20 protein-coding genes are annotated in these 23065 nt (G+C 42.2%); 10 read left to right on the top strand and 10 right to left on the bottom strand.

Annotated elements, in window-relative coordinates:
• The first annotated feature begins 18 nt into the window (after positions 1 to 18).
• The 8 genes from B3R63_RS04900 (at position 19) to B3R63_RS04865 (ending at position 8776) form a co-directional block, all read left to right on the top strand.
• Positions 19 to 1242, top strand: coding sequence for an MFS transporter (locus B3R63_RS04900; RefSeq protein WP_286728875.1), 1224 nt, complete (start codon positions 19 to 21; stop codon positions 1240 to 1242).
• Positions 1243 to 1265: 23 nt separating this feature from the next.
• Positions 1266 to 1787 carry a cupin domain-containing protein gene (locus B3R63_RS04895; RefSeq protein ID WP_101160842.1) on the top strand — a complete coding sequence of 174 codons (522 nt, stop codon included), beginning with the start codon at positions 1266 to 1268 and terminating at the stop codon, positions 1785 to 1787.
• Positions 1788 to 1823: 36 nt separating this feature from the next.
• Positions 1824 to 2648, top strand: a complete 825-nt coding sequence (locus B3R63_RS04890; RefSeq protein WP_286728873.1) for an alpha/beta fold hydrolase — start codon at positions 1824 to 1826, stop codon at positions 2646 to 2648.
• 15 nt (positions 2649 to 2663) lie between these two features.
• Complete coding sequence (locus B3R63_RS04885) at positions 2664 to 3458, top strand: SDR family oxidoreductase (RefSeq protein WP_000009973.1); 795 nt, start codon at positions 2664 to 2666, stop codon at positions 3456 to 3458.
• Positions 3459 to 3473: 15 nt separating this feature from the next.
• Positions 3474 to 4265 carry an aspartate dehydrogenase gene (locus tag B3R63_RS04880; RefSeq protein WP_000735778.1) on the top strand — a complete coding sequence of 264 codons (792 nt, stop codon included), beginning with the start codon at positions 3474 to 3476 and terminating at the stop codon, positions 4263 to 4265.
• Between the two features lie 13 nt (positions 4266 to 4278).
• Positions 4279 to 5745, top strand: a complete 1467-nt coding sequence (locus B3R63_RS04875) for an aldehyde dehydrogenase (protein ID WP_001040557.1) — start codon at positions 4279 to 4281, stop codon at positions 5743 to 5745.
• A 38-nt stretch (positions 5746 to 5783) separates the two neighbouring features.
• Positions 5784 to 7424 (top strand): thiamine pyrophosphate-binding protein, encoded by a 1641-nt coding sequence (locus B3R63_RS04870; protein WP_286728463.1) that lies wholly within the window; start codon positions 5784 to 5786, stop codon positions 7422 to 7424.
• A 155-nt stretch (positions 7425 to 7579) separates the two neighbouring features.
• Positions 7580 to 8776, top strand: coding sequence for a hypothetical protein (locus tag B3R63_RS04865; protein WP_005406279.1), 1197 nt, complete (start codon positions 7580 to 7582; stop codon positions 8774 to 8776).
• 101 nt (positions 8777 to 8877) lie between these two features.
• Here B3R63_RS04865 and B3R63_RS04860 read toward each other — a convergent pair whose 3' ends face one another.
• Positions 8878 to 9081, bottom strand: coding sequence for an amino acid transport protein (locus tag B3R63_RS04860; RefSeq protein ID WP_075040713.1), 204 nt, complete (start codon positions 9079 to 9081; stop codon positions 8878 to 8880).
• A gap of 133 nt (positions 9082 to 9214) precedes the next feature.
• Between B3R63_RS04860 and def the strand changes: the two genes are divergently transcribed.
• Both def and B3R63_RS04850 read left to right on the top strand, forming a co-directional pair.
• On the top strand, positions 9215 to 9694 hold the full coding sequence (def, locus tag B3R63_RS04855; protein WP_286728462.1) for a peptide deformylase: 480 nt from the start codon (positions 9215 to 9217) through the stop codon (positions 9692 to 9694).
• Positions 9695 to 10051: 357 nt separating this feature from the next.
• The gene (locus B3R63_RS04850; protein ID WP_248132040.1) at positions 10052 to 10855 is read left to right on the top strand and encodes a thioesterase family protein; all 804 of its coding nucleotides are present in this window, start codon (positions 10052 to 10054) and stop codon (positions 10853 to 10855) included.
• A gap of 56 nt (positions 10856 to 10911) precedes the next feature.
• Here B3R63_RS04850 and B3R63_RS04845 read toward each other — a convergent pair whose 3' ends face one another.
• The 9 genes from B3R63_RS04845 to B3R63_RS04805 all read right to left on the bottom strand — a co-directional run bounded on the left by B3R63_RS04845 (position 10912) and on the right by B3R63_RS04805 (position 22942).
• Positions 10912 to 12945 carry an esterase/lipase family protein gene (locus B3R63_RS04845; protein WP_286728897.1) on the bottom strand — a complete coding sequence of 678 codons (2034 nt, stop codon included), beginning with the start codon at positions 12943 to 12945 and terminating at the stop codon, positions 10912 to 10914.
• Between the two features lie 120 nt (positions 12946 to 13065).
• Positions 13066 to 14040, bottom strand: a complete 975-nt coding sequence (locus tag B3R63_RS04840; RefSeq protein ID WP_286728461.1) for an ABUW_2363 family tetratricopeptide repeat lipoprotein — start codon at positions 14038 to 14040, stop codon at positions 13066 to 13068.
• Positions 14041 to 14149: 109 nt separating this feature from the next.
• Positions 14150 to 14968 carry a serine O-acetyltransferase gene (cysE, locus tag B3R63_RS04835; RefSeq protein ID WP_005019829.1) on the bottom strand — a complete coding sequence of 273 codons (819 nt, stop codon included), beginning with the start codon at positions 14966 to 14968 and terminating at the stop codon, positions 14150 to 14152.
• Positions 14961 to 15803: an RNA methyltransferase gene (locus tag B3R63_RS04830; RefSeq protein WP_005019830.1), complete on the bottom strand. Its 843-nt coding sequence runs from the start codon at positions 15801 to 15803 to the stop codon at positions 14961 to 14963. Before B3R63_RS04830 ends, cysE begins: the two co-directional genes overlap by 8 nt.
• Before the next feature lie 19 nt (positions 15804 to 15822).
• Positions 15823 to 19389, bottom strand: a complete 3567-nt coding sequence (gene dnaE, locus B3R63_RS04825; protein ID WP_286728460.1) for a DNA polymerase III subunit alpha — start codon at positions 19387 to 19389, stop codon at positions 15823 to 15825.
• 168 nt (positions 19390 to 19557) lie between these two features.
• The gene (locus B3R63_RS04820; RefSeq protein WP_005406342.1) at positions 19558 to 19803 is read right to left on the bottom strand and encodes a hypothetical protein; all 246 of its coding nucleotides are present in this window, start codon (positions 19801 to 19803) and stop codon (positions 19558 to 19560) included.
• Positions 19804 to 20279: 476 nt separating this feature from the next.
• The gene (locus B3R63_RS04815) at positions 20280 to 20975 is read right to left on the bottom strand and encodes a methionine ABC transporter permease (RefSeq protein ID WP_286728459.1); all 696 of its coding nucleotides are present in this window, start codon (positions 20973 to 20975) and stop codon (positions 20280 to 20282) included.
• On the bottom strand, positions 20972 to 21997 hold the full coding sequence (locus tag B3R63_RS04810) for a methionine ABC transporter ATP-binding protein (RefSeq protein WP_034428883.1): 1026 nt from the start codon (positions 21995 to 21997) through the stop codon (positions 20972 to 20974). Before B3R63_RS04810 ends, B3R63_RS04815 begins: the two co-directional genes overlap by 4 nt.
• Positions 21998 to 22072: 75 nt before the next feature.
• Positions 22073 to 22942, bottom strand: coding sequence for a MetQ/NlpA family ABC transporter substrate-binding protein (locus B3R63_RS04805; protein WP_286728458.1), 870 nt, complete (start codon positions 22940 to 22942; stop codon positions 22073 to 22075).
• Between the last annotated feature and the right edge of the window lie 123 nt (positions 22943 to 23065).

Genomic DNA, 23065 nt, shown 5'->3' with positions numbered 1-23065 from the left:
AGACTCAAGGAAAGACATATGAGTAATGAAGAAAAAAATGGATTAAAGCACTGGCTTCCAGCTTTTGTCCTGATGGTATGCGTGGTACTGGCATTTTTCGACAAGATCAGTATCGCAGTTTTGTTTTCCGATGCGCATTTCCAGGATGCGATGGGGATCGCAGGTGACAAGGCAAAGCTGGGCTGGCTGATGACCAGTTTCTTGCTGGCTTATGGTTTTTCATCTGTATTTTTGAGTTTTCTGGGCGATATTTTTAATCCTAAAAAAATGCTGTTCTGGAGCGTAGCTGCATGGGGCATACTCATGCTTTTTATGGGATTTACCACCAGCTACGCAGGAATGTTATTTCTACGCGTATTGTTGGGGCTTGCAGAAGGACCACTCTTTGCGCTGGCATATACCATCGTTAAACAGACCTATACAGACCGGCAGCAGGCACGCGCCTCTACCATGTTTTTACTTGGTACTCCAATTGGCGCATTTCTAGGCTTTCCAATTACTGCCGCGGTACTGGCTAATCACGACTGGCATACCACATTCTTTGTAATGGCTGGACTTACGATTGTTGCTTTACTGGCTATTGTATTTGGATTACGTAATCTGCAACTCAAGAAAACCATTGAACTAGAAGCTGGTGCTAAGCGCATCAATTTTCAAGGGCATATTGCAAACACTAAATTCCTGTTACAGAACAGTTCGTTCTGGCTGGTATGTATATTCAATATCGCCTTAATGACTTATCTCTGGGGGTTAAATAGTTGGGTCCCGTCTTATCTCATCCAGGATAAGGACTTTAATCTTAAAGAATTTGGTGTTTATTCAAGCTTTCCGTTTATTGCCATGCTGGTTGGTGAAATCATTGGCGCCTTTCTTTCAGACAAACTGGGACGTCGTGCTGTCCAGGTCTTTAGCGGTTTGCTGGTAGCCGGAATCTTTATGTATGTCATGGTTCTGATGACTAATCCAATTCTAATCATTGCTGCGATGTCTTTAAGTGCTATGGCTTGGGGCTTTGGTGTCGCTGCTGTATTTGCCTTGCTTGCCCGCGTGACAACTGCAGATGTCGGTGCAACTGCGGGTGGAATATTTAATGGTCTTGGCAATTTTGCAAGTGCAATTGCGCCTGTACTGATCGGTTACATCGTGATGCAAACACATAGTTTTAATTTGGGAATTACCTTCTTGGCTGCGGTCGCTGTCATTGGGTCGTTGTTCTTGGTTCCTCTTTTAAAACGTTATTAATTCACTGTATAGGAGTTTAAAAAATGACTACACAACAATTCGAATCATGGGTACAACCAGAGGGTGCTTCTTTAGAAGACTGGTTAAACACACGTATTGCTCGCTTTGAGACACGTAAATATGACTTCGATGCTTTGAAGTTCCAAGCAGATTACGACCCGAAATATCGCCGTGCACAAATGCGTTACATGGGTACGGGTGCAACAGGTGTCGTAAATGACGGTAACACCGTTCCGGCAGAAAACTTCACATTTTCAACCATGGTGCTACCACCACAGTGTGAAGGTCCTTTGCACATTCACCACGACGTTGAAGAAGTGTTTTTTATGCTCCGTGGCGAAATTGATTTGTTTATTGAGCACAACGGTGAGAAATTCCAGACCCGTTTAAAAGAGCGTGACCTGATTTCAATTCCACCGGGAATCTACCGAGGTCTATTTAACCCAGGTCAAGAAGATGCCTTGATGTGTGTGATGTTGGGAACAGGTAAACCAACTATTCCGAACTATCCACCAGAGCATCCGTTATCTCAAATCAAACGTTAATTGTTTGATGAAGTGAATGAAAGGAACGAATTGAAAATGATGACACTCATTGAAAAGTTAGCAGAATTTCCGGTGAAAACCGTGACTGTTCAAGGCCAGCAACAAGCTTATCGGGAAGCCGGTCAGGGCGAGTACCTTGTGCTATTGCACGGCATTAGTTCAGGTTCTGCTTCATGGGTAAACCAACTTGAAGTGCTATCTCATCATTTTCATGTCATTGCCTGGGACGCACCGGGCTATGGCAAATCAGATGAACTTTTAACGGATCAACCCAATGCGACCGACTACGCAAAGCGTTTGGCAGCGTTGTTCGATGCTTTAAAAATTGAAAAAGCAATTGTAGTGGGACACTCATTAGGTGCCTTACAGGCCAGTGCATTTGCTGCACTTTACCCAGAGCGAGTGAAACACTTGGTTGTTGCTAACTTAGCTCAAGGCTACCAACACCACGATGAACAAACACAAATTCAGGTTTTTGAAAAAAGACCAAAAATGTTGAAAGAGCTCGGCGCTAAAGGTATGGCCCAAAGCCGTGGACCTCATTTGATTTATAAACAAGAGCCACAAGCCTTAGCTTTAGTCTCAGAAGTGATGCAGCAGTTGACCTTACAAGGTTTCACACATGCATCGTACTTACTTGCATATGACGAAATACGTAATTACTTAACCGATTTAAAAGTCCCATGCACAGTGATTGCAGGGCAACAAGATCAAATCACTCCTGCGTCAGGTATACAAGAGCTTGCTCAGGAATTGCAGTTGGAACAGCGCTTCGTCATAGAAGATGCAGGACATTTAAGTTATGTCGACCAACCGCAAGCATTTAACCAAATTATGTTGACGATTCAGGAACAATCGTAAGAGAGATTAAGGATTATGAGCTTCCAAGTTGAAGGAAAAGTTGCAGTTGTTACCGGTGGCTCATCTGGGATTGGGCTGGCTGCTGTTGAAATACTAGTTGCAGAGGGTGCAAAAGTTGCTTGGTGTGGTCGCGATGAAGAACGTCTAAATGCTTCAAAGCACTATATTTTAGAAAAATTTCCACATGCCAATATTTTTACCAAAGCATGTAATGTGTTGAAAAAAGAAGAAGTTCAGCAATTTGCCAAAGAGGTCAAACTCAATTTGGGCAATGTAGACATGCTCATTAACAATGCTGGACAAGGCCGTGTTTCAAATTTTGAAAATACGCAAGATGAAGACTGGATGAAAGAGATTGAGCTGAAATATTTCAGTGTTTTACATCCGGTACGGGCTTTTCTTGACGACTTAAAACAGTCGGCAAATGCCTCAATTACCAATGTGAATTCGTTACTGGCATTGCAACCGGAACCACACATGATTGCGACTTCATCTGCACGCGCTGCACTGTTGAATTTAACCCATTCGTTGGCGCATGAGTTTACTCAGTATGGCGTTCGTGTGAACTCGATTTTACTCGGAATGGTGGAATCTGCGCAGTGGAAACGCCGTTATGAAACCCGTTCAGATTTAAATCTGTCATGGGAAGAGTGGACAGGCAATATTGCAAAAAATCGCGGCATTCCTATGCAGCGTTTAGGCCGTCCAGAAGAGCCTGCACGTGCTTTAGTTTTCTTGGCATCACCATTGGCATCTTACACCACAGGTTCGGCAATAGATGTCTCGGGTGGTTTTAACAAACATTTATAAATATCAGGTGCTGTCATGAAAAAGTTGATGATGATTGGTTTTGGCGCAATGGCAGCAGAAGTGTATGCTCACTTGCCTCAAGATCTACAACTCAAATGGATTGTCGTGCCATCTCGCAGTATTGAAAAAGTGCAGTCACAAGTCTCTTCTGACATTCAAGTGATTTCAGATATTGAGCAATGTGATGGTACACCAGACTATGTCATTGAAGTGGCAGGTCAAGCAGCAGTGAAAGAACATGCTCAAAAAGTTTTAGCGAAAGGTTGGACCATTGGTCTGATTTCGGTGGGTACTTTGGCTGATAGCGAGTTTTTGGTTCAGCTTAAACAAACTGCCGAAAAAAATGATGCCCATCTGCATTTACTGGCAGGGGCTATCGCAGGTATTGACGGTATTTCTGCGGCCAAAGAAGGTGGCTTGCAAAAGGTCACTTATAAAGGCTGTAAAAGTCCAAAAAGCTGGAAGGGTAGTTATGCAGAGCAATTGGTCGATTTAGACCATGTTTCAGAACCTACGGTTTTTTTTACTGGAACTGCCCGTGAAGCTGCCATGAAATTTCCGGCCAATGCCAACGTTGCAGCAACCATTGCACTTGCAGGGCTTGGAATGGATGAAACCATGGTTGAGTTAACTGTTGATCCAACTATCAACAAGAACAAACACACCATTGTGGCGGAAGGTGGCTTTGGACAAATGACCATTGAACTGGTGGGTGTGCCGCTGCCAAGTAACCCGAAAACATCAACTTTGGCTGCGCTTAGCGTGATTCGTGCTTGTCGCAACAGTGTAGAAGCAATACAGATTTAAGAAGGATTTGATCATGGCAAAGGAAATTTATATTGCGGGTGAATGGCGATTAGGCCGTGGTGCAGTCATTCAAAGCCTGTTTCCGGCAGATCAGTCGGTAAACGCTGAGCTTTCAACAGCAACGCTTGAAGATGTAAATGAAGCAATTGAAAAAGCGGATCAGGCTTGGCGTCAACCGAGCTGGAGAAACAGCTTGCCGCATGAGCGCGCACGTATTCTCTACAAAGTTGCAGACATTATTGAAGCGCGTGTAGATGAATTATCAAAACTACAAACCCGCGATAATGGTAAGCCTTTAACCGAAACTCGTGGCTTGGTGATGAGTGCTGCGGCAACGGCACGTTATGTTGCAGCTGCATGTGAAACACTAAATGATGAGCTCACCACTCAACGTGCTCCAGACTTTATGACCATGAGTGTGCATGAACCTGTAGGGGTTGTGGCAGCTATTACTCCTTGGAACTCTCCAATTGCGAGTGAAGTTCAAAAGCTTGCTCCAGCTTTGGCAGCAGGAAATGCCGTAGTGTTAAAACCAGCAGAAGCAACTTCACTCATTGCTTTAGAGCTTGCCAAAATTTTTGAAGAGGCTGGTTTACCAAAAGGCTTACTTAGTGTGTTAGTGGGGCGTGGTTCTATCATTGGTGACGCAATTGCTCAGCACCCATTGGTTCGTAAAATTTCTTTTACAGGTGGAACAACCACGGGTCGTCATTTGGCACATATTGCCGCAGATAAACTCATTACCACTTCGCTTGAGTTAGGTGGTAAGTCACCAACCATCGTTTTACCGGATGCAGATGTCGAACTGGCTGCTAAAGGTGTGGCTTACGGTATTTTTAGCTCGGCAGGCCAAGCGTGTATTGCAGGTTCTCGCTTGTTTATTCATAGCAGTCTTTACGATCAGTTTTTAACGCGTTTGGTTGAAATTACCAAAGGTTTACGTGTGGGCCATCCGGAACAAGCTGGTGTGCATTTAGGGCCACTGGTCAATGACAAGCATTTGCAGTCAGTTGATCGCTATGTACAGCTTGCTAAAAGCGAAGGTGGTCAAGTTCTGATTGGTGGTGAGGCACTTACGACTGGTGACTATGCCAAAGGAAGTTATTACTTACCGACCATTATTACTGGCTTAAATAACAGTGCTCAAACTTGTCAGGAAGAAATTTTTGGCCCTGTTTTAGTCGTTATGAAATATGACAATGAGCAAGATTTAATAGCCCAAGCCAATGACAGTTGTTTTGGTCTTGCCGCAGGTATCTGGACTGAAAGCTATCGCAAAGCTTGGCGTATTGCACGTGCGTTAGAAGTTGGAACGGTATGGATTAATACCTACAAAAAATTCTCGATTAGTGCGCCGTTTGGCGGCTTTAAAGACAGTGGAATCGGGCGCGAAAAAGGCCGTTTGGGCATTTTATCGTACATGCAACAAAAGAGTATTTATATGGGGCTGAATGAACAGCCTAACCCTTGGTGCGATTAATAAATTCAAGGACTGAAAACAAATTTTGAGGAACAGACATGACTGAACGTGTAAATGTAGGCGAAGCAATCGCAAGAGTTTTAGAAGCGCACCAAGTTGATAGTATTTATGGTGTTATTTCCATCCACAATTTACCTATTGCCGATGCGGTAGGGCGCCGTGAAAAAATGCGCTTTGTTGCAGCCCGTGGTGAGGCTGGCGCGGTTACTATGGCAGATGCACACTCACGCTTTAAGGGCTTAGGTGTAGCGTTGACCAGTACGGGTGCTGGGGCAGGTAATGCAGTAGGTTCACTGATTGAAGCAATGAATGCAGGTAGCCCTGTATTACATTTAACAGGTCAAGTTGAGCGTGAATATCTCGACCGTGATGCAAGCTTCATTCATGAAACCAAAGACCAACTTACATTCTTGCGTGCATCAAGCAAAGCGGCGTTCCGTATTACCAGTCCAGACAATGCCGTTGGTGTGATTCGTGAGGCTATTCGTGTCGCAACTACAGTTCCAATGGGACCGGTAAGTGTTGAGTTACCCATTGATGTACAAGCAGCCAAAATTGATTTGCCACTTAATCTTGGTCCAGTGAAAGCACTTGAGTTGCCACAGGCAGAACAAGCTGAAATTGACCTTCTTGTCAGTGAAATTAAAAAAGCAAAACATCCAATTTTCTGGATTGGCGGTGGAACTTTAAATAGTGTTGCTGAAGTTAAAGCAATTGCAGATTTAGGAATTCCGGTTGTTTCATCGACTCATGCTCGTGGGGTGTTGCCAGATGATCATCCACGTAGTTTAGGTGCTTTCCATAATTCGGCAGGTGTTGAGCAATTATTAAAAGATGCTGACTTAATGGTTTTGGTGGGTTCTCGTTTACGTAGTAATGAAACCAAAACTTATTCGGTTGAATTTCCTGAAAACATTATTCAGGTAGACGCAAACCCAGTGGCTCAGCAACGTAATTACAAAATCCGCAACTTTATTTGTGGTGATGCCAAAGATGTCTTAACACGCGTGTTAGAACAGCTTCAAGGAACTTCAAAAATCGATGCAGATTACGATGCTGCTGTAGTGGCTGCTAAACAGGCTGCAATTGATGCACTGCGCAAGCAAATCGATCAGTACGCATTAATTTGTGATCACTTACGTGCAGCTTTACCTCAAGACGGCATTTTTGTACGTGACATCACTATGTCGGGTAGTACATGGGGCAGTCGTTTATTCCCTGTACAAGCGCCAAACCAAAACATCCATTCACTTGCAGGTGCAATTGGTTTAGGCCTTGCAACAGCAATTGGTGCTTCGGTTGCTAACCCTGACAATAAAGTAATTGGCTTAGTCGGCGATGGTGGCTTAATGCTTGGTATTGGTGAAATTGCAACCATGGTGCAAGAAAACACCAATATGGTCTTAATGATTATGAATGACGGTGGTTATGGCGTAATGCGTGGTATTCAAAATAACTACTTTGGTGGTCGTCAGTATTTCAATGAATTACATACACCTGACTACAAACTTCTTGGCGAATCAATGGGTGTGAAGAGCTGGAAAGTTGGCAGTGCAGAAGAGTTTAAAACGGTTATTCAAGAGGCTGTTGCTTTTGAAGGGCCAACCGTGATTGAGCTCGATATGAACTCGATTGGACCATTAAACTTCGCTGGTCCACCGCAAAAGAAACTGTATTAACCAGTTTGGATGGTTTAGTACATATGCGATGGGAGCTGCTAAGCCATCCTTTTTTTAGATAAATTTTTTTGTCTAAAAAACAATAAAAACGAAGTTTTACAGGTAAAACAAATAAAGTTCCAGCAGGACGCTGGAACTCAATCAAGGATGTAGAGATGAAAAAGACTTCATTGATCATGGCATTCATTGCACCGCTTACGCTGGGGGTAAGCGTCAATGCATTTGCAAAAGACTCATTGCTTGAATGGCAAAGTGCTGACGGCACCGACTCATTAAAGTTAGGTGGATTGGTTCGTTTAAATCAGCGCTATGAGAGTTGGGATAGCCCTAACCGTGGAATAGGTAAACTTGATTTTGATATTTTTAGAATTGATTTAAAAGGTACTTTTGATGATGCATATCTAAACGCGAGTTATATCATTCAGGATCAGGAAAAAACATCAATCGAAAAGGCATATGTGGGTTATAACCTAGATGTCAATAACAGCATTGAAGCGGGTCTGGTTTATAAACCTTTTACGATTTATCCCTATCCGCAAAATGGCTGGACCTATCACATCCCATTCTTTTTAGGTTATGGCAACAATATTGCGCCGGGGATTAACTGGAATTATCACAACAAAGATTGGGATGTAAAACTCGGTTATTACCCGCAAATGTTAGAGACTAACTTGCGTTATTCTCCTGAGAGTGCAACTTATGATGACTTGGCCGGAAATGCATTTCCATCTCAAAAAGCCTATCAAAATGAAAAGCGCAATCAGGTGAATACCCGCATTGTTCGTAAGTTAGAAACTGATTTCGGTAAGCAAGAGTTCGGTGTATCGGGTGCAATTGCCCAGCTTCATAATGATATTACCGATAAAGATGGCAAATATTATGCAGTCGGTTTACATACTGAAAACAACTACAAACGCTTTAATTTACAAAGTTCGGTCATTCATTATCAATACGATGCTAAAAATCCGGATGGTGTAAATAGTGATATGACTTTGATGGGGGCAAATGGCCTTACGCCTGCTTATTTCATTGCTTCGGAAGGAACCATTGCCAGTTTAAACCTTGCTTATACATTGCCTGTGACCAATATGGGCAAGCTAAAAGCCATTAAGTTTTATAATGACTATAGTTATCTCGATAAAAAACGTGATGATTGGTCAGACTCGCAAATGAACACTACAGGGATGATGTTTATTGCGTCACCATTTATGATCTGGGCAGATTACACTCTGGGAAGAAATGCTAATATTATTGGAGGCTCAACCAATGCAACAGGCTTTACTACAGCTACTTCTGAAAATAGTGATAAATGGCTATACCGTATTAATTTAAATCTTGGATTTACTTTTTAAACTACTAAAAGGATTAAAGGCCAAGCTTAAAAAATGGCCTTTAATTTTATTAATGGCTTAAAAATAGATGAATCTGTCAAGAACTCTATTATATTTAAAAATTAATAACGCAGGAAATAAGGTAAAACGGCAAGCACTAAACCAATGCCGCCCAACAGGAAAAGATTCTCTACAAAATAGGGAAAAATGATCAATGTCAGGCCGCAGACTAAGGGAACAGTCATACTCTGTTTCCTGCCATATAAGAAATAGCCTAAACCAATAGAGCTAAAGAGCACTCCAAGCAACAGTTGTGTAGCGGTCATAAACTTAACCGATAATATTCTATATTTATTTTATAATACGAGAAATTGAAGAGGGAATGTAGCTGCTTCCGTCATTTTTAATTTGTTGTAAATCAAAATAATAAATGTCTATTAATCGCAGGGAGAAAGAGGGATGAGTATCAGCTTGCCAGTAGCCCAGCGTGGTGAAAAAGTTTTAACTTTAAAAGCTGCAGAAGTTTCAGAAAATGAATTTAACACTGAATGGCTAAGGCAGCTTGCTCAAGCTATGCACACGACTATGCTTGAGCAAAATGGAGTAGGAATTGCAGCACCACAGGTCTATATCTCTAAACGTATTATTATTGTGGCATCACGCTCTAATTCACGTTATCCCGATGCACCGGAAATGGAGGCAGTAGTGATGGTGAACCCGGAAATATTAGAGTTTTCCAGAGAAACTAGTCTGGGAGAGGAAGGCTGCCTGAGTGTACCGGATGTGCGGGGTACTGTAGAGCGGGCTGAGACAGTTAAGCTGCGTTATTTAACTTTAGAGGGTGAACCAGTAGAAACAATATATACAGGTTTCCCCGCCCGGATCATACAACATGAGATTGATCATCTGAACGGAATTTTATTTGTCGAGCGGTTATAGTAATCCAATGGTTCATCTTAGAATTCTATATTTATAAATATAAAATTAATTATATAGAAATAAATTTTTAAAATAGCCTAAGTATAAAAATCTGTTTTTATAAATATTTACGTCTACAATTTTTTGAAATGGGTAGGTTCATGTAAAAATATTGATTCTAATTTTTAGAACTCCTGAGTCATAAAATACAGTAAAAGTGCAGTTTTTTGCCTAACACTTTTCAAGCAGTTATGTTTATTATGAATATTAGTGAACTAAAACTATGTATGTTTTATCAATACAGCTACTTACTTTACCAAGCCTAAAATACCCAGAAAACATGTGGGCAAGATAAACTAAAAATGGATAAGGAAATTTATGTCAGCTTATTATCAGTTACTTGAGCGTAAACAGAAACAGGATGGTACGGTTACAACATTCTATAGCTCTAATCGGCATGCACAAGGCGCATGGAATCCGCATGAACAGCATATGGCACCTGCAACCGGAATTATGTGTGCTGAACTGGAACAGTTCATGCCACGTGATGATATGCGTATCGGTCGAATTAGTCTGGATATTTTTGGACTCATCCATTTTGGTGATTTTTCAATTACTTCTCGTGTCATTCGTCCTGGAAAAACGATTGAGCTGATCGAAGCAGAAATGCAAGCTGAAGGGAAGACCTGTATTGTGGCGCGTGCTTGGCGTATGCTGAAAGCTGACTCTTCAAAAGTGGCAGGAATTGAAGATCAATCTGTCACACATCCTGAATCGCTACCCGTTTGGGATGGTATGAAGCGCTGGCCAGGTGGTTATATTGAAAGTATCGAGGCACGTACCGATGAAAACCACCGGGCAGGTAAAGGTACGGTCTGGCTAAAAAATGAACTTGACATGGTTAGCGATAAATCTACTACTGATTTTGTTCGTTTACTCGGGATGGTTGATACAGCGAATGGAATAGTGCCACGTCAGGAAGGCAATTTTGAATGGGGTTTTCCAAACCTGGACTTGCAGCTGCATTTATACCGTATTCCAAAAGGAAAATGGCTGGGCATAGAAGCTGTACAACAGTATGGAGAGGATGGTATCGGTTTAACTAGCGCTGTATTACACGATACCCAAGGGCCTTTTGGACGCAGCGAACAGATACTTACCTTAAGAAAAATGAAAGCTTGAAATTCAGTAGAGCAAAAAAATGGGCCTTTAAGAGCCCATTTTTTATAAGTTTATATTTAGGGTGACTCAATTTTTATTTCATCAGGATGGTAAAGACCCAATGCAGTTAAATGCTGTCTTAGAATACGACGCAGTTCAAGAATAGTTTCTGGCGTCATTTGAATAGAATGACCACCTTTAAAGATTTTTTCAGAGGCCGCACCTTCTAGGTGAGCACTTTGATAGGTAACTACACCGTCTGTAATCACATTTGGATCTTGACTGTCTGTATTATTTCCAAGAATTGAATGATATACCAGACCATCAACCGGCATCACATCTTCAGTCAAGTCAATAAATTTAGACTTATAGCTTAAATTGCTTGGTCCATTCTGAATTAGTGAGCGATCAACCTGCTGTAAGATATCCTTAATGCTCAAGTCATCATTTCGTAGAGATTCGCCAATTGCATTTACAAAAGTACCTGGTATGCGGATAATTTTACGTGCTGCCAAGGTAAACCAACGATCAGCATATCTAGTTCCTTTATGAGGAGTTGCCAGAAATACAGCGCGAGTAAAATTATTGATAGGTTGCAGGCGTAGACGCTCGCGAATCATGGGCTCATTTCGATACTGTACCAGCTGGTAAGAGTTCATTTTCTGAAGTGCTGTTTCTGAAAGGTCAGCCTGACTTACCAATAAGCGGCTAATAATACCTCCCATACTATGACCAATCAGAACTGCATCTTTAGCAGAGGGAGCATTTGGGTCAAGATTCTTGAAAGCTTGCTGTAGCAAGGCATAGATCTGAAAACGACTTTCAATGATTGGCATATTGGTAGAGTAGAAAACTTGCCATACCTGATAGTGTTCACGTAATACATTATCACCCATAATGTCGTTAGTTACTGCAATCCAAGCCTCTGGACTGCTGGCCAGTCCATGGACCAGTACGATCACTTTTTTGTCCGGGTTATAGGGCTCAAGCATGTATAAATGCGGCATAGTTAAATCTTGCCGCCGGTCAAGCAGGGTAAGATAAGCCGCAATACCCAGATTATTCTGAGCCAGCCACAAACCGTAAGGTGCAGAAAAGTTGGCCGCAAGTGGATAATTTTCACCTCCTACTTTAACTTTCTCGGTACTGTAAGGATCATATACATTTAACTGAAAGTGCGGACTGTTTAATATTTCTTCTATACTGCTCTCTGTCTTTGGCTGAGCTGTAATAGTTACTGCTAGATAGCGAGCCTTATGAATATTCGGATTTACGCCATTTTCATAAGAAAAGTTCATTGGGTCAAGGATATATTTATCTACTTCCTTACGCTCTTCCTGTGGTAATACTACAACAAACTCAGAGCCAAAACCGTCACGACGGTTAATTGAGCGTAGCCCTGAGAAGTTAAGGTTATAACTTGAAAGCAATTGTTCTAGTGGCTGGTTTTTAAGCTGTGGGTATTGATCTACATTAATACTGTAGATACTTTTACCCACCTTAATTTGGGGTGAAACCGTTTTACTAGGATGGCGTAAACTATAAGTTGTAACCAGCTTTGCTAGCGCCTGGTTATAAAAATCACGAATCTGCACCTGACGGTTATCAAAAATCCGGTCTTCAGGATGGCGTTCTGTTTTAAACAGATAGGCATAGCTATAACGGATGCTTTTGTCCAGCAGATTCAGCTGTTGATCCAGACACTGATTATAATTCTGTTCCTGTAATTTTCGCTTCTCCATAGCTTTAGTTGAGTCACCTTTACTCTTTGGTGCTGTGCATTCGGCTCCTCCAGAAAGTTCAAGCGATTTTGCCAGATATATCTCACTAGCAGCGGAAAGCATCTGCTCATCCATGATCTGTGGAATCTGTTCGAGTTCTTTAATACACTCATCCGGCTTCTCAGTACAGGCTTCAGCTTCACGTCCCGTCATGGACAATACGTTCAGGCTGGCCTCACTCATCCGGTCACGGGTTAAAATGCTATCGCGTTCATTTGCGATACTGATATTCAATGCTTGCTGTTTAACACTGACCACCTGGCAACCGCTGAGCAGCACAACGGATAGGGTAGATAATAGCCAGATTCTATTTATTTTATTTCTAAACATGGGCTGAAGAATCAACAAGATAATCTCGATTAAATCATACGTGAATTCTGGCTGTTTTCAATTCAAACCCTATAAAAATAGGCTGCCGAAGCAGCCTAAATTGTGCAAAATGTGTGAGAGTTATGAGGCAGGTTGTGTAGGAGTGGCAGTACCTGGAGCTGCTGTAGCTACAGGTGCAGATGGAGTGGCAGGAACATTTATATTTAATATCTGCCAGACGTTCCAGCGGCCCCGCTTGTCAATTTCTTCAATCAAACGGTCAGCAACTTCGGCTTCTTGCGGATATTTTACTTTATAATTTTTTAGAGTTGTGGTCGCATTCTTTTTCTGTTCCATTGCAATATAGTTATTAGCTGCTGAAAGATAAGCTTCCTGTACACCAAATTTCATTGCTTTATCCAGATATGGAATCGCTTCACGCTGACCGCCACCTTCAGACAGGGCAAAACCAAACCAGAAATTGGCTTCTGGATCATCTTGATTAATACGTAAAATACGCTGTGCATAAACTAGTGACTGAGTCGTATAATTTTTACCCAGGTCCAGATTGCGTGCCATTACACTTGCTTTGAAAGCACGAATTAATACATCGAATGACGCATTTGGATTAGCTGCCAGTGTATCGAGTCGTTGACTAACCTCTTTAAGTTTATTTTCAAAACCACGACGTTCCTGACGTTCGGTAAAGCGTGGTGGATAATGGCGTGCCTTACCTTCTACCAGCTGTAGAAAGTCATCAATTTCAGTAATATCAATTTCATTTTCACCAGCCAGTACAGCAAATTTCATGGCGCGCTGATTACTGTTGATAATTGGAACAATAAGTCTATTAGTTTCAAGAGTCGTAGTCTGGCCAGTGGATGGGTCTGTGACCTGAAGCTTGGTGACTGGCTGTGCTGCGGCTGCTTTTAGCGCAACTTCAAATGGAGGCGGAGCATTATAATCAAACGGGTTTAGTGCATAAAATGGTGGAGAAATTTCAGGTTCAGTAAAGACGACCGGTTCATTGTTTACTTTCTGTTTTACTGGTCCGGTTGAACATGCAGTAAGAAATGAAGTAGCAATCAATGCACAGGCCAGTGGCTTAAAAGTCATATAATTCTTCCGTTAATTGTTATCTACATAAGAGAAGCACGTTTGCCAGTCTAAAAAATCCTATGCAAACATGCAATGTCCAGCTTGTGAGTATATGTTTTAATTTAGCTCAAGCTTTGGTCTGGGTACTTTGTGCTTCGCATTCACGGCGCACTTCTTCAATAATCTTTAACTCTTCTTCACTAAATGGGTGCTGTTCATTTTGTGCTGAACGCTTAAATGTCGGGTCAAGTAGCGATAAACGCTGACATAAGGTGTTCATGCGTTTCTCGTTATATTCAATACGGTCCAGCAATACACGCATACCTTCAAGAATAGGATCGGCCTGTTCCTGTGTGGCGGCATAAGGCTGGAAACCTATACGTTCTGCATAAGAACGACGACGCGCTTCCTGTTCGTTATCCTGAGCTTCTTTATCTTTAAAAATGTAACGTGCCGGTCCGCCTACCGCTGTAACCCCTGCAGGTATAGCCTTTGTAACTACTGTATTCGAGCCTACTTTGGCATTTTTCCCCACAGTAAATGGTCCAAGAATTTTAGCACCTGCACCGACTACTACGCCATCTTCAAGTGTAGGATGACGTTTGCCTTTATTCCAGGTAGTGCCGCCTAAAGTAACACCATGATAAAGAGTAACATCGTCTCCAATCTCTGCTGTTTCACCGATCACTACACCCATACCATGATCAATAAAAAAGCGTCGGCCAATCTTTGCACCCGGATGAATTTCTATACCGGTGGCAAAGCGGCTGAATGAAGATAAAAGCCGGGCTGTACCCTTGCAGTCTTTCTTCCACAGTTCATGGGCTACCCGATGCATAATTAATGCATGAATACCCGGATAGGTCGTTAATACTTCCAATGTGTTGCGGGCAGCGGGATCACGGGCAAATACGGCCTGAATATCTTCTTTAAGCTGCTTAAGCATCTGGCTGCTCCTTTTGGCTGTTCGACTTTTTCCATGTGCCATTGTTCAAGGCCTGCACCCGACTAAAAATGCCACGCAATAAATGATATTCCATACGATCTAATTGTATACGTCCGAATAAGCGACGCAAGCGTAAAGGTAACAGGCGTTTATTGTTGGGATCTAAAAATTCAATCTCTTCAAGCATTTTTTCCAGATGGGGATAAAACTGCTCCATTTGTTCATGTGTAACCAAGGGCTCATCCCAGTCCATCATAGACTTGCCAGTTACCGGCATTTGATTGGTTTCTTGAGGTGGAGTATCCACCAGTTCCAGTGTAGCCATACGCATTTCATAGCAGATTACTTGAATTGCCTGAGCAACATTAAGTACGCCATAATCGGTATTGACTGGAATAGTGACATGATAATTGGCTAGTGCCAGCTCTTCATTGGTCAGGCCACGGTCTTCACGGCCAAATACTATCGCAATTTCCTGCTGTTTACTGACAACTGCCTGCATAGAGGTTTGTGCTGCCGGGCGGGCATCTAATAGTGGCCATGGGATGGTGCGACTGCGGGCACTGGTACCAAATACCAGATGACAGTCCTGAATGGCCTCTTCCAGTGTTTCGACAATCTGGATCTGTTCAATAAGATCCTGTGCACCTGCTGCCAGCGCATCAATGTCCTGATGTGGATAAGTTCTTGGAGCGACCAGGATCAGTCGGCAAAGACCCATTGTTTTCATGGCACGCAGAGCACTGCCAATATTAGCCGGAAGTGTGGTATTGACCATTACAATTCGGACGTGGGATAAATGCTCTGAGATTAAAGCATTATCAAAACTGCTCATAGGATATCCAATTTTTGTATCAAGAATACTGGCTGACTTCAGCCTGATAAAGTTCTAAAGCTTCATCCATGCTTATATCATTTGAAGCGGGGGAAGCTGTATGTACCGGGCGCACGGGCTCTACTACCCGCGCAGCTTTGGATTTGACCTGGTATTCGATATGCAGAGCTTCCTTGCCAAAATAATCACGCAATTTTGCCAGCAACTCATCAAGTGGGGCAACTTTCCAGCTTGGACCCAAATGTAGCTCTGCTGTAGCATAGGGCTGCTCTATAAATAGCTGTACCGGAATATGCTGGTACATATCTATATTACAATAAGGTGCAAGTATTTTTTGCAACTCCAGACCCAATGCCGGGCCTAGCAGATCATCACTCAGCTGTATCTTGATGCTGTTTGCTCGCTTCTGACGGATTTCATTTAAGCTAAAAGCCTTGCTGAGACGCGCCATCGGGCGTTCATAACCTTCGCGCTCATAAATTTCTCCCTCAATGACTACGACTTTTTCAGGCTGGATAATATCTTTAAATCGTTGGAAACGCTCATGGTTACAGCTGACTTCCACACGCGCTGTACCATCATCCAAAGTGATCATGACGCGGTTTGGAAAATTGGCGACATCGATTACCAGACCAGCGAATACAGTGGTCACGCCACGACGGGTAGGCGTCAGTTCATTCAGCCGACTTGGAACAAAAGACTTGAGTTCTGGCCGGTAGACATTAATAGGGTGCCCGGTCAGGTAAAGGCCTAAAGTGTCTTTTTCGCCTTTGAGACGAACCTCGTCACTCCAGGGTTTTACAGGTTTAGCTGGTTTACGCTGAATTTCTTCAACTTCACCGAAAAGATCCATAATCCCGGTTTCACGGTTTTGACGGGCCTGATCTGCTGCTTGTACTGCCTCTGGAAGCTGTGCCATCAGGTCGGCACGTTCAATACCTAGACAATCCAATGCACCGGCACGAATCAGTGCTTCTAAAGTACGTTTATTGATTTTCTTCAGATCAATGCGGTGGCAGAAATCGAATAGATCTTTATACGGTCCTTGCTGGTTACGCGAGTCAATCACTGACTGCATTGCAGCCTCACCAACGCCTTTAATCGCACCAAGACCATATACAATAGTTTTTTCATCAATTGCATGGAACTGGTAAATTGACATATTGACCGAAGGTGGCAAAACTTCCAGATTGTTTTTTCGGCAGTCATCAATCAAAAATACCACGTTATCGGTATTCTGCATTTCCGATGACATTACCGCTGCCAGAAATTCAGCTGGATAGTGCGCTTTTAACCATGCCGTCTGGTAGGCTACTAATGCATAGGCAGCTGCATGCGATTTATTAAAACCATAGCCGGCAAATTTTTCCATATAATCAAAAATATGGTTGGCTGTAGCTTCATCAATATCTTTTTTTGCAGCGCCTTCAATGAAGATTTTACGCTGCTTAACCATTTCCTCAGGTTTTTTCTTACCCATTGCCCGGCGCAGCAAATCCGCACCACCAAGCGTATAACCCGCACAGTACTGTGCCGCCTGCATGACCTGTTCCTGATACACCATAATCCCGTAAGTCGGCTCTAATACGCCTTCAAGCAGAGGATGCAGATATTCAAACTCACCACCATGCATACGATGAATAAAGTCAGGAATCAGATCCATCGGTCCCGGACGATATAAAGATACGAAAGCAATAATTTCTTCAAATTTGCTTGGACGTGCTTCTTTGAGCATTTTTTTCATGCCCACAGATTCAAACTGGAATACCGCGGTGGTATTGGCATTGGCAAAGACCAGATAAGCGTCTTTATCTTCAAGTGGAATAGCAGCAATATCTAAAGGCTTATCACTTTTAATACGTTTATTGATATTCTTGACTGTGTCTTCAATCACGGTCAGGTTACGCAAACCCAGAAAGTCAAACTTTACCAGACCTGCTGCTTCTACGTCATCCTTATCGAACTGCGCTACGCGCGCCGTACCATCAGCATCACACATGACCGCAGAAAAATCGGTAATCTTGGTTGGTGAAATCACTACACCACCGGCATGTTTACCAGTATTACGGGTAATACCTTCCAGTTTTAGCGCCATTTCCCAGATCTCTGAAGCATCATCATAATCCGGGTTGGATGGGTTGGTAACAATATCCTTAAGCTGAGGTTCAGCTTGCAAGGATTCTTCCAGACTTAAGCCCAAAGGTTTAGTTGGAATCAGTTTGGAAATACGATCTGCCAGTCCATAAGATTTACCTAAAACCCGGGCCACATCACGAATCGCTCCTTTGGCCGCCATAGTACCAAAAGTAGCAATCTGGGAGACGGCATCACGACCATAAGTACGTGCTACATAATCAATTACACGGTCACGGCCAGCGATACAGAAATCGACATCGAAGTCAGGCATCGAAACACGTTCCGGATTTAAGAAACGTTCAAACAGCAGTTCATAACGCAGTGGATCAAGATCAGTAATTTTTAAACTATAAGCAACCAGAGAACCTGCGCCTGAACCACGGCCCGGGCCTACCGGTACGCCATTATTCTTTGACCATTGAATGAAGTCCATTACGATCAGGAAGTAGCCCGGAAACCCCATCGAGTTAATAATATTAATCTCGTATTCGATACGTTCATCATAAGGCTTACGTATTTCAGGCCAGTGTTCATCACGCTCCTCAGGTGGATAAAGGAAATTTAACCGCTCTTCGAGGCCTTCTTTGGACAAATGCGCAAAGAAGGTATCAATAGTATAACCCTCTGGAATCGGGTAGTCCGGCAGGAAGTACTTACCCAGTTGCAAGGTTACGTTACAACGTTTAGCAATATGATAAGTATTCTCAATGGCTGACGGAATATCCGAGAACAGCTCGGTCATCTCTTTAGAAGACTTAAAATACTGTTCGGGCGAATAGGTTTTTGGACGGCGATTATCACCAAGGACATAACCATCAGCAATACAGACCCGGGCCTCATGCGCTTCGAAGTCGTCTCGGGTCATGAAGTGCACATCATTGTGTGCCACTACACCAATATTATACTTCTGGGCTAGTTTCACCGCTTCTATAATAAAGTCATCTTCGCCCGGACGATTAGTGCGGGTTAGGGCCAAATAAACCCGATTTCCAAATTTGGCAATCCATTCTTCCAGCAAAGGTTCAGCTTTTTGAGGATTAGAAGTAATCAGCATTTTACCGACATCAGAATTCATCCCGAGCAGGGCAATCAAATCCTGATTCTGGTCCAGTATCCATTCTTTTTGTACGCAGGGAATATCTAGCTGTTGACCGCGGATATAACCTTCAGATACCAGTTCTGTCAGGTTTCGCCAGCCTGTATTGGTCATTGCCAATAAGGTCATACGATGTTCAGCATCATTCAGGCGGATTTCTGAGCCTAAAATAGGCTTGATACCTTTACCCAAACATTTTCCGTAAAATTTGACCGCTGCGTGCAGGTTAGATAGATCAGTCAGTGCCAAAGCAGGCATTTCATCTTTTTGAGCAGCTTTAACCAGATCAGGCACACGTACGATTGATTCTGTAATCGAGAACTCTGTATGAATACCAAGATGAACAAACTGCATAGAAAACAACCCTGCCTAAACTGCCCTGTATTTTAACATGCTCTTGTGAACGGCATAGCTCAATATTTACTACATTAGAACCTTTTATAATTTCATTTTAAGCAGGGCTATAAATGGAAGGACAGAAATTCTATTATAAGTATATTCTTCTAATAAAAGTACCAGTAATTAACAGGTTATACCTTGGCGTATATCGAAAGCACGTAACCTGCCATTTTTGAAAGTAAAGTCAAGATGTGGAGAATAAGGAGATACATGCTCATCCGGATGCTTGAGATAAGCTTTCAGGTCAGCAGAAGCTATCAGTATTACTGTGCCTATACCTGTAATTTTTATCCCTTTTGCACTTTGAGGAAAGTCCTTTTTAAACTTAGCAAGAATATAATCTTTTGAGATGGAAAGATTATTTACCAAGATTTTTTGCTAAGGTCTGCTTTATTTTTGCAGTTCAGACTAACTCGACCCTGAGTATCAATGAGTTGATTAATACTGTCTCTGCTTTTGAAATAGTTTTTAGAAAAAGGGGAGTTATCTTCTGGATATATTTCAAAAAACAGCCCCTTGTTTGGAACAAGAGCAGTTGAATATTCATGGTTACCTATACATTCCGAGTAATTTTTGTGAGTTTTTATATTTTGGATGACTAGCTGTTTGGTTAATTGAGAAGCCGTTACAGACTGTCTAAGCTCTAATACATTTACCTTTATACTCGTATCATAATCTATAAGGTAATGTAGAAGCCTCAGACACTGCACATATGCTAAAAGCAAAGATTACTAATCATATTTTTATCATGAATATTGACCGGTTAATCATAGCTATAGCACGATTATAACAAACAGCAAACCTGAAAAAAGCCCTCTATAGAGGGCGGTTAATCAGTCCTGAACCTATCTGAGACGGGCTAGCCATTCACCGAGCATCTGGACGATTTGAACCAGAATCAAAAGAACAATAACTGTTAAAATAACTACACTGGTATCAAAACGCTGATAGCCATAAGAAATAGCCAGGTCTCCAATGCCGCCCGCACCAACAGCACCTGCCATTGCAGTCGCACCAATCAGGCTAATAGTGGCTGTGGTCAGGTTAAGGATCAGTGAGCTACGGGCTTCTGGCAAAATAAAATTAAAAATAATTTGTAGGGGAGTCGCTCCCATCGCTTGAGCTGATTCAATAATTCCTTCATTTACTTCCAGCAGTGAAGTTTCAACCAGCCGACCGATATAAGGACCTACATAAATAGTCAAAGGCACGATAGCAGCCCATGTTCCAATCGAAGTTCCGACCAGCAGCTTGGTCAGTGGAATGACTGCAATAAGCAATATGATAAAAGGCAGGGAACGTAGCGCATTAACAATAGGGTTTAAACCATGATAAATCAACCGGTGTGGTAAAATACCTCCCGGACGTGTAACCACCAGAGTAATACCCTGAATAAAACCCCAGACACAACCAAATAGCATGGCAAAAAACACCATGTGGAAGGTTTCCTGTAAAGCAGTTACGAACTGGTCAATTGAAAGTGAGCTTTTCCAAAATGGCGCAGTAACGCTAGTGAGCCACTGAACAATCAAGTCTCTCATACCTGCACTCCTGACTGTTCAACCTGCACGCCATTATTTTCCAGAAACAGAATAGCTTGCTGAATCACTTCCGGGTCACCTAAAAGTTGAATAAACATTTGTCCAATAACAGTCCCATGAATTTCAGTCATATTGGCAAACAAAATATTTAAGCTTAAGTCAAACTTTTTGATTACAGCTTGAACTACCGTTTCCTGAGCAGATTTACCCAGGAATTTCAGGCAGTAAATACTATGATGATTCTGGTTTTCCAAATTATTTAGAATATTAACCGGTAATTGCTGTTGCAAAACAGTTTGGATAAAGGTCCGAGTTGTTGGATGTTGTGGCTGACTGAAGATATCTAGTGTAGAGCCTGTCTCAATGACTTTACCATGTTCCATCACTGCGACATAATCACAAACTGATTCAATCACATCCATTTCATGGGTAACCATTACAATGGTAATCCCTTGCTCTTTATTAATTTTTTTAAGCAGTTGCAAAACAGACTGGGTGGTCTGCGGGTCAAGTGCAGACGTAGCTTCATCGCAAAGCAGAATTTTTGGATGATTTGCTAGAGCGCGTGCAATACCAACCCGCTGTTTCTGTCCACCCGACAACTCATCGGGAAAAGCATCTCGTTTGTGCTTTAAATCAATAAAGTCGAGCAGTTCATTTAAGCGTTTTTCGCGTTCAGCCTTGCTATAACCCAACAGTCTCATCGGCATTTCAATATTGGCTGCTACAGTTTTGGTTTGTAGTAAATTAAAATGCTGAAAAATCATACCAATATTGGCACGTTCCTGACGCAATGTACGGGCATCCAGAGCAGTGAAATCTTTCTGGTGAATAATAACCTGACCCTCATCTGGGCGTTCTAGCAAGTTAATCAGACGGATGAGTGTACTTTTACCCGCACCACTATAACCGATGATACCGAATATACTGCCATCTGGTATTTGCAGGTTAATCTGGTCGAGGGCACGAATAGTCTGGCCCTTGAGCTGGTAGTGTTTGGAGATGTTCTTAAATTCGATCATAGCGTCAAGATACTGTATAAGAATGAAAAAACAGGCAAAGTTCACTTTGCCTGTTTGTTAATCGCAATTATATGATTATTTTGCGTCAGTAAGATAGCTTACCGGCTTGTTTACATCGACTTTAGTACCGCCAAATTTTTCCTGGATATACTGCTTAACCGGCGCAGTATGGTATAGCGCACCAACTTTCTGTAGTACAGGATCATTCTGGCGATCGGCAGCAGTAGCCAGAATATTTACATTCATTTTGGTACTCTGGTCAATTGGTTCATAATAAATAGCATCTTTAAGTACATTTAAACCGCCTTCCATTGCTAAAGTATTGCCCAATACTATGGCATCTACTTCATCTTTTACACGGACTGCAGTTGCCATTTGGACAGGCTTGATCACAATCTGCTTTTTATTTTCAACGATATCGGCAGGAGTACCCTGTACCTCGTCAAAACCGGGCTTTAATTTCACTAGACCCGCAGACTGAAGCAGTAGCAATGCACGTGACTCATTTGCCCCATCATTTGGAATAGCAATGGTGGCACCATTTGGGAACTCTTCAACTTTCTTTACTTTGGTTGAGTAAATACCCATCGGTTCTAGATAAGTAGTAGATACCGGTGCAATCTTATCTTTATTGTTGGCATTATATGCGACCATATAGGCATACGACTGAAATGCGTTCAGGTCGACTTCTTTATTGGCTACAGCGGTATTCATGGCAACATAATCAGTGAAGTTTTTAACATCCAGTTTAATGCCAGCTTCTTTAGTTTCAGGCAGAGTTGCAATGTAGCGCCAGATATCTGCATCTGAACCAGTAGATGCCATAGTTACGGTTTTAACTTCAGCAGAATCCTGTGTAACGTTTTCAGTTGCAGGCTGTTCAGGTTTTGAGCATCCTGCCAGTCCTACAGATACGCCTAATACAAGGCCAAGCAACTTTTTCATGTATTCGTCCCGGTAAATTTAATATATTTAAATTTACAAATTATAACATTTGATCATTAAATTAAGCTTAAACCAACCGCTCTCGTGAAATGAAGACCAGTTTAAAGCGTTAAGAAATTTGTA

This window comes from Acinetobacter sp. UBA1297, from assembly GCF_002307755.1.
Classification (GTDB): Bacteria; Pseudomonadota; Gammaproteobacteria; order Pseudomonadales; family Moraxellaceae; genus Acinetobacter; species Acinetobacter radioresistens.
This window is presented reverse-complemented; position numbering and strand designations above follow the sequence as displayed.

Bases quoted from the DNA above. Each gene is read 5' to 3' on its own strand.
- B3R63_RS04815 (WP_286728459.1), bottom strand. From the start codon at position 20,975: ATGAGAGACTTGATTGTTCAGTGGCTCACTAGCGTTACTGCGCCATTT.
- dnaE (WP_286728460.1), bottom strand. From the start codon at position 19,389: ATGCAGTTTGTTCATCTTGGTATTCATACAGAGTTCTCGATTACAGAA.
- B3R63_RS04840 (WP_286728461.1), bottom strand. From the start codon at position 14,040: ATGACTTTTAAGCCACTGGCCTGTGCATTGATTGCTACTTCATTTCTT.
- B3R63_RS04810 (WP_034428883.1), bottom strand. From the start codon at position 21,997: ATGATCGAATTTAAGAACATCTCCAAACACTACCAGCTCAAGGGCCAG.
- B3R63_RS04880 (WP_000735778.1), top strand. From the start codon at position 3,474: ATGAAAAAGTTGATGATGATTGGTTTTGGCGCAATGGCAGCAGAAGTG.
- B3R63_RS04900 (WP_286728875.1), top strand. From the start codon at position 19: ATGAGTAATGAAGAAAAAAATGGATTAAAGCACTGGCTTCCAGCTTTT.
- cysE (WP_005019829.1), bottom strand. From the start codon at position 14,968: ATGCTTAAGCAGCTTAAAGAAGATATTCAGGCCGTATTTGCCCGTGAT.
- def (WP_286728462.1), top strand. From the start codon at position 9,215: ATGAGTATCAGCTTGCCAGTAGCCCAGCGTGGTGAAAAAGTTTTAACT.
- B3R63_RS04860 (WP_075040713.1), bottom strand. From the start codon at position 9,081: ATGACCGCTACACAACTGTTGCTTGGAGTGCTCTTTAGCTCTATTGGT.
- B3R63_RS04885 (WP_000009973.1), top strand. From the start codon at position 2,664: ATGAGCTTCCAAGTTGAAGGAAAAGTTGCAGTTGTTACCGGTGGCTCA.
- B3R63_RS04805 (WP_286728458.1), bottom strand. From the start codon at position 22,942: ATGAAAAAGTTGCTTGGCCTTGTATTAGGCGTATCTGTAGGACTGGCA.
- B3R63_RS04890 (WP_286728873.1), top strand. From the start codon at position 1,824: ATGATGACACTCATTGAAAAGTTAGCAGAATTTCCGGTGAAAACCGTG.
- B3R63_RS04865 (WP_005406279.1), top strand. From the start codon at position 7,580: ATGAAAAAGACTTCATTGATCATGGCATTCATTGCACCGCTTACGCTG.
- B3R63_RS04875 (WP_001040557.1), top strand. From the start codon at position 4,279: ATGGCAAAGGAAATTTATATTGCGGGTGAATGGCGATTAGGCCGTGGT.
- B3R63_RS04830 (WP_005019830.1), bottom strand. From the start codon at position 15,803: ATGAGCAGTTTTGATAATGCTTTAATCTCAGAGCATTTATCCCACGTC.
- B3R63_RS04895 (WP_101160842.1), top strand. From the start codon at position 1,266: ATGACTACACAACAATTCGAATCATGGGTACAACCAGAGGGTGCTTCT.
- B3R63_RS04845 (WP_286728897.1), bottom strand. From the start codon at position 12,945: ATGTTTAGAAATAAAATAAATAGAATCTGGCTATTATCTACCCTATCC.
- B3R63_RS04850 (WP_248132040.1), top strand. From the start codon at position 10,052: ATGTCAGCTTATTATCAGTTACTTGAGCGTAAACAGAAACAGGATGGT.
- B3R63_RS04870 (WP_286728463.1), top strand. From the start codon at position 5,784: ATGACTGAACGTGTAAATGTAGGCGAAGCAATCGCAAGAGTTTTAGAA.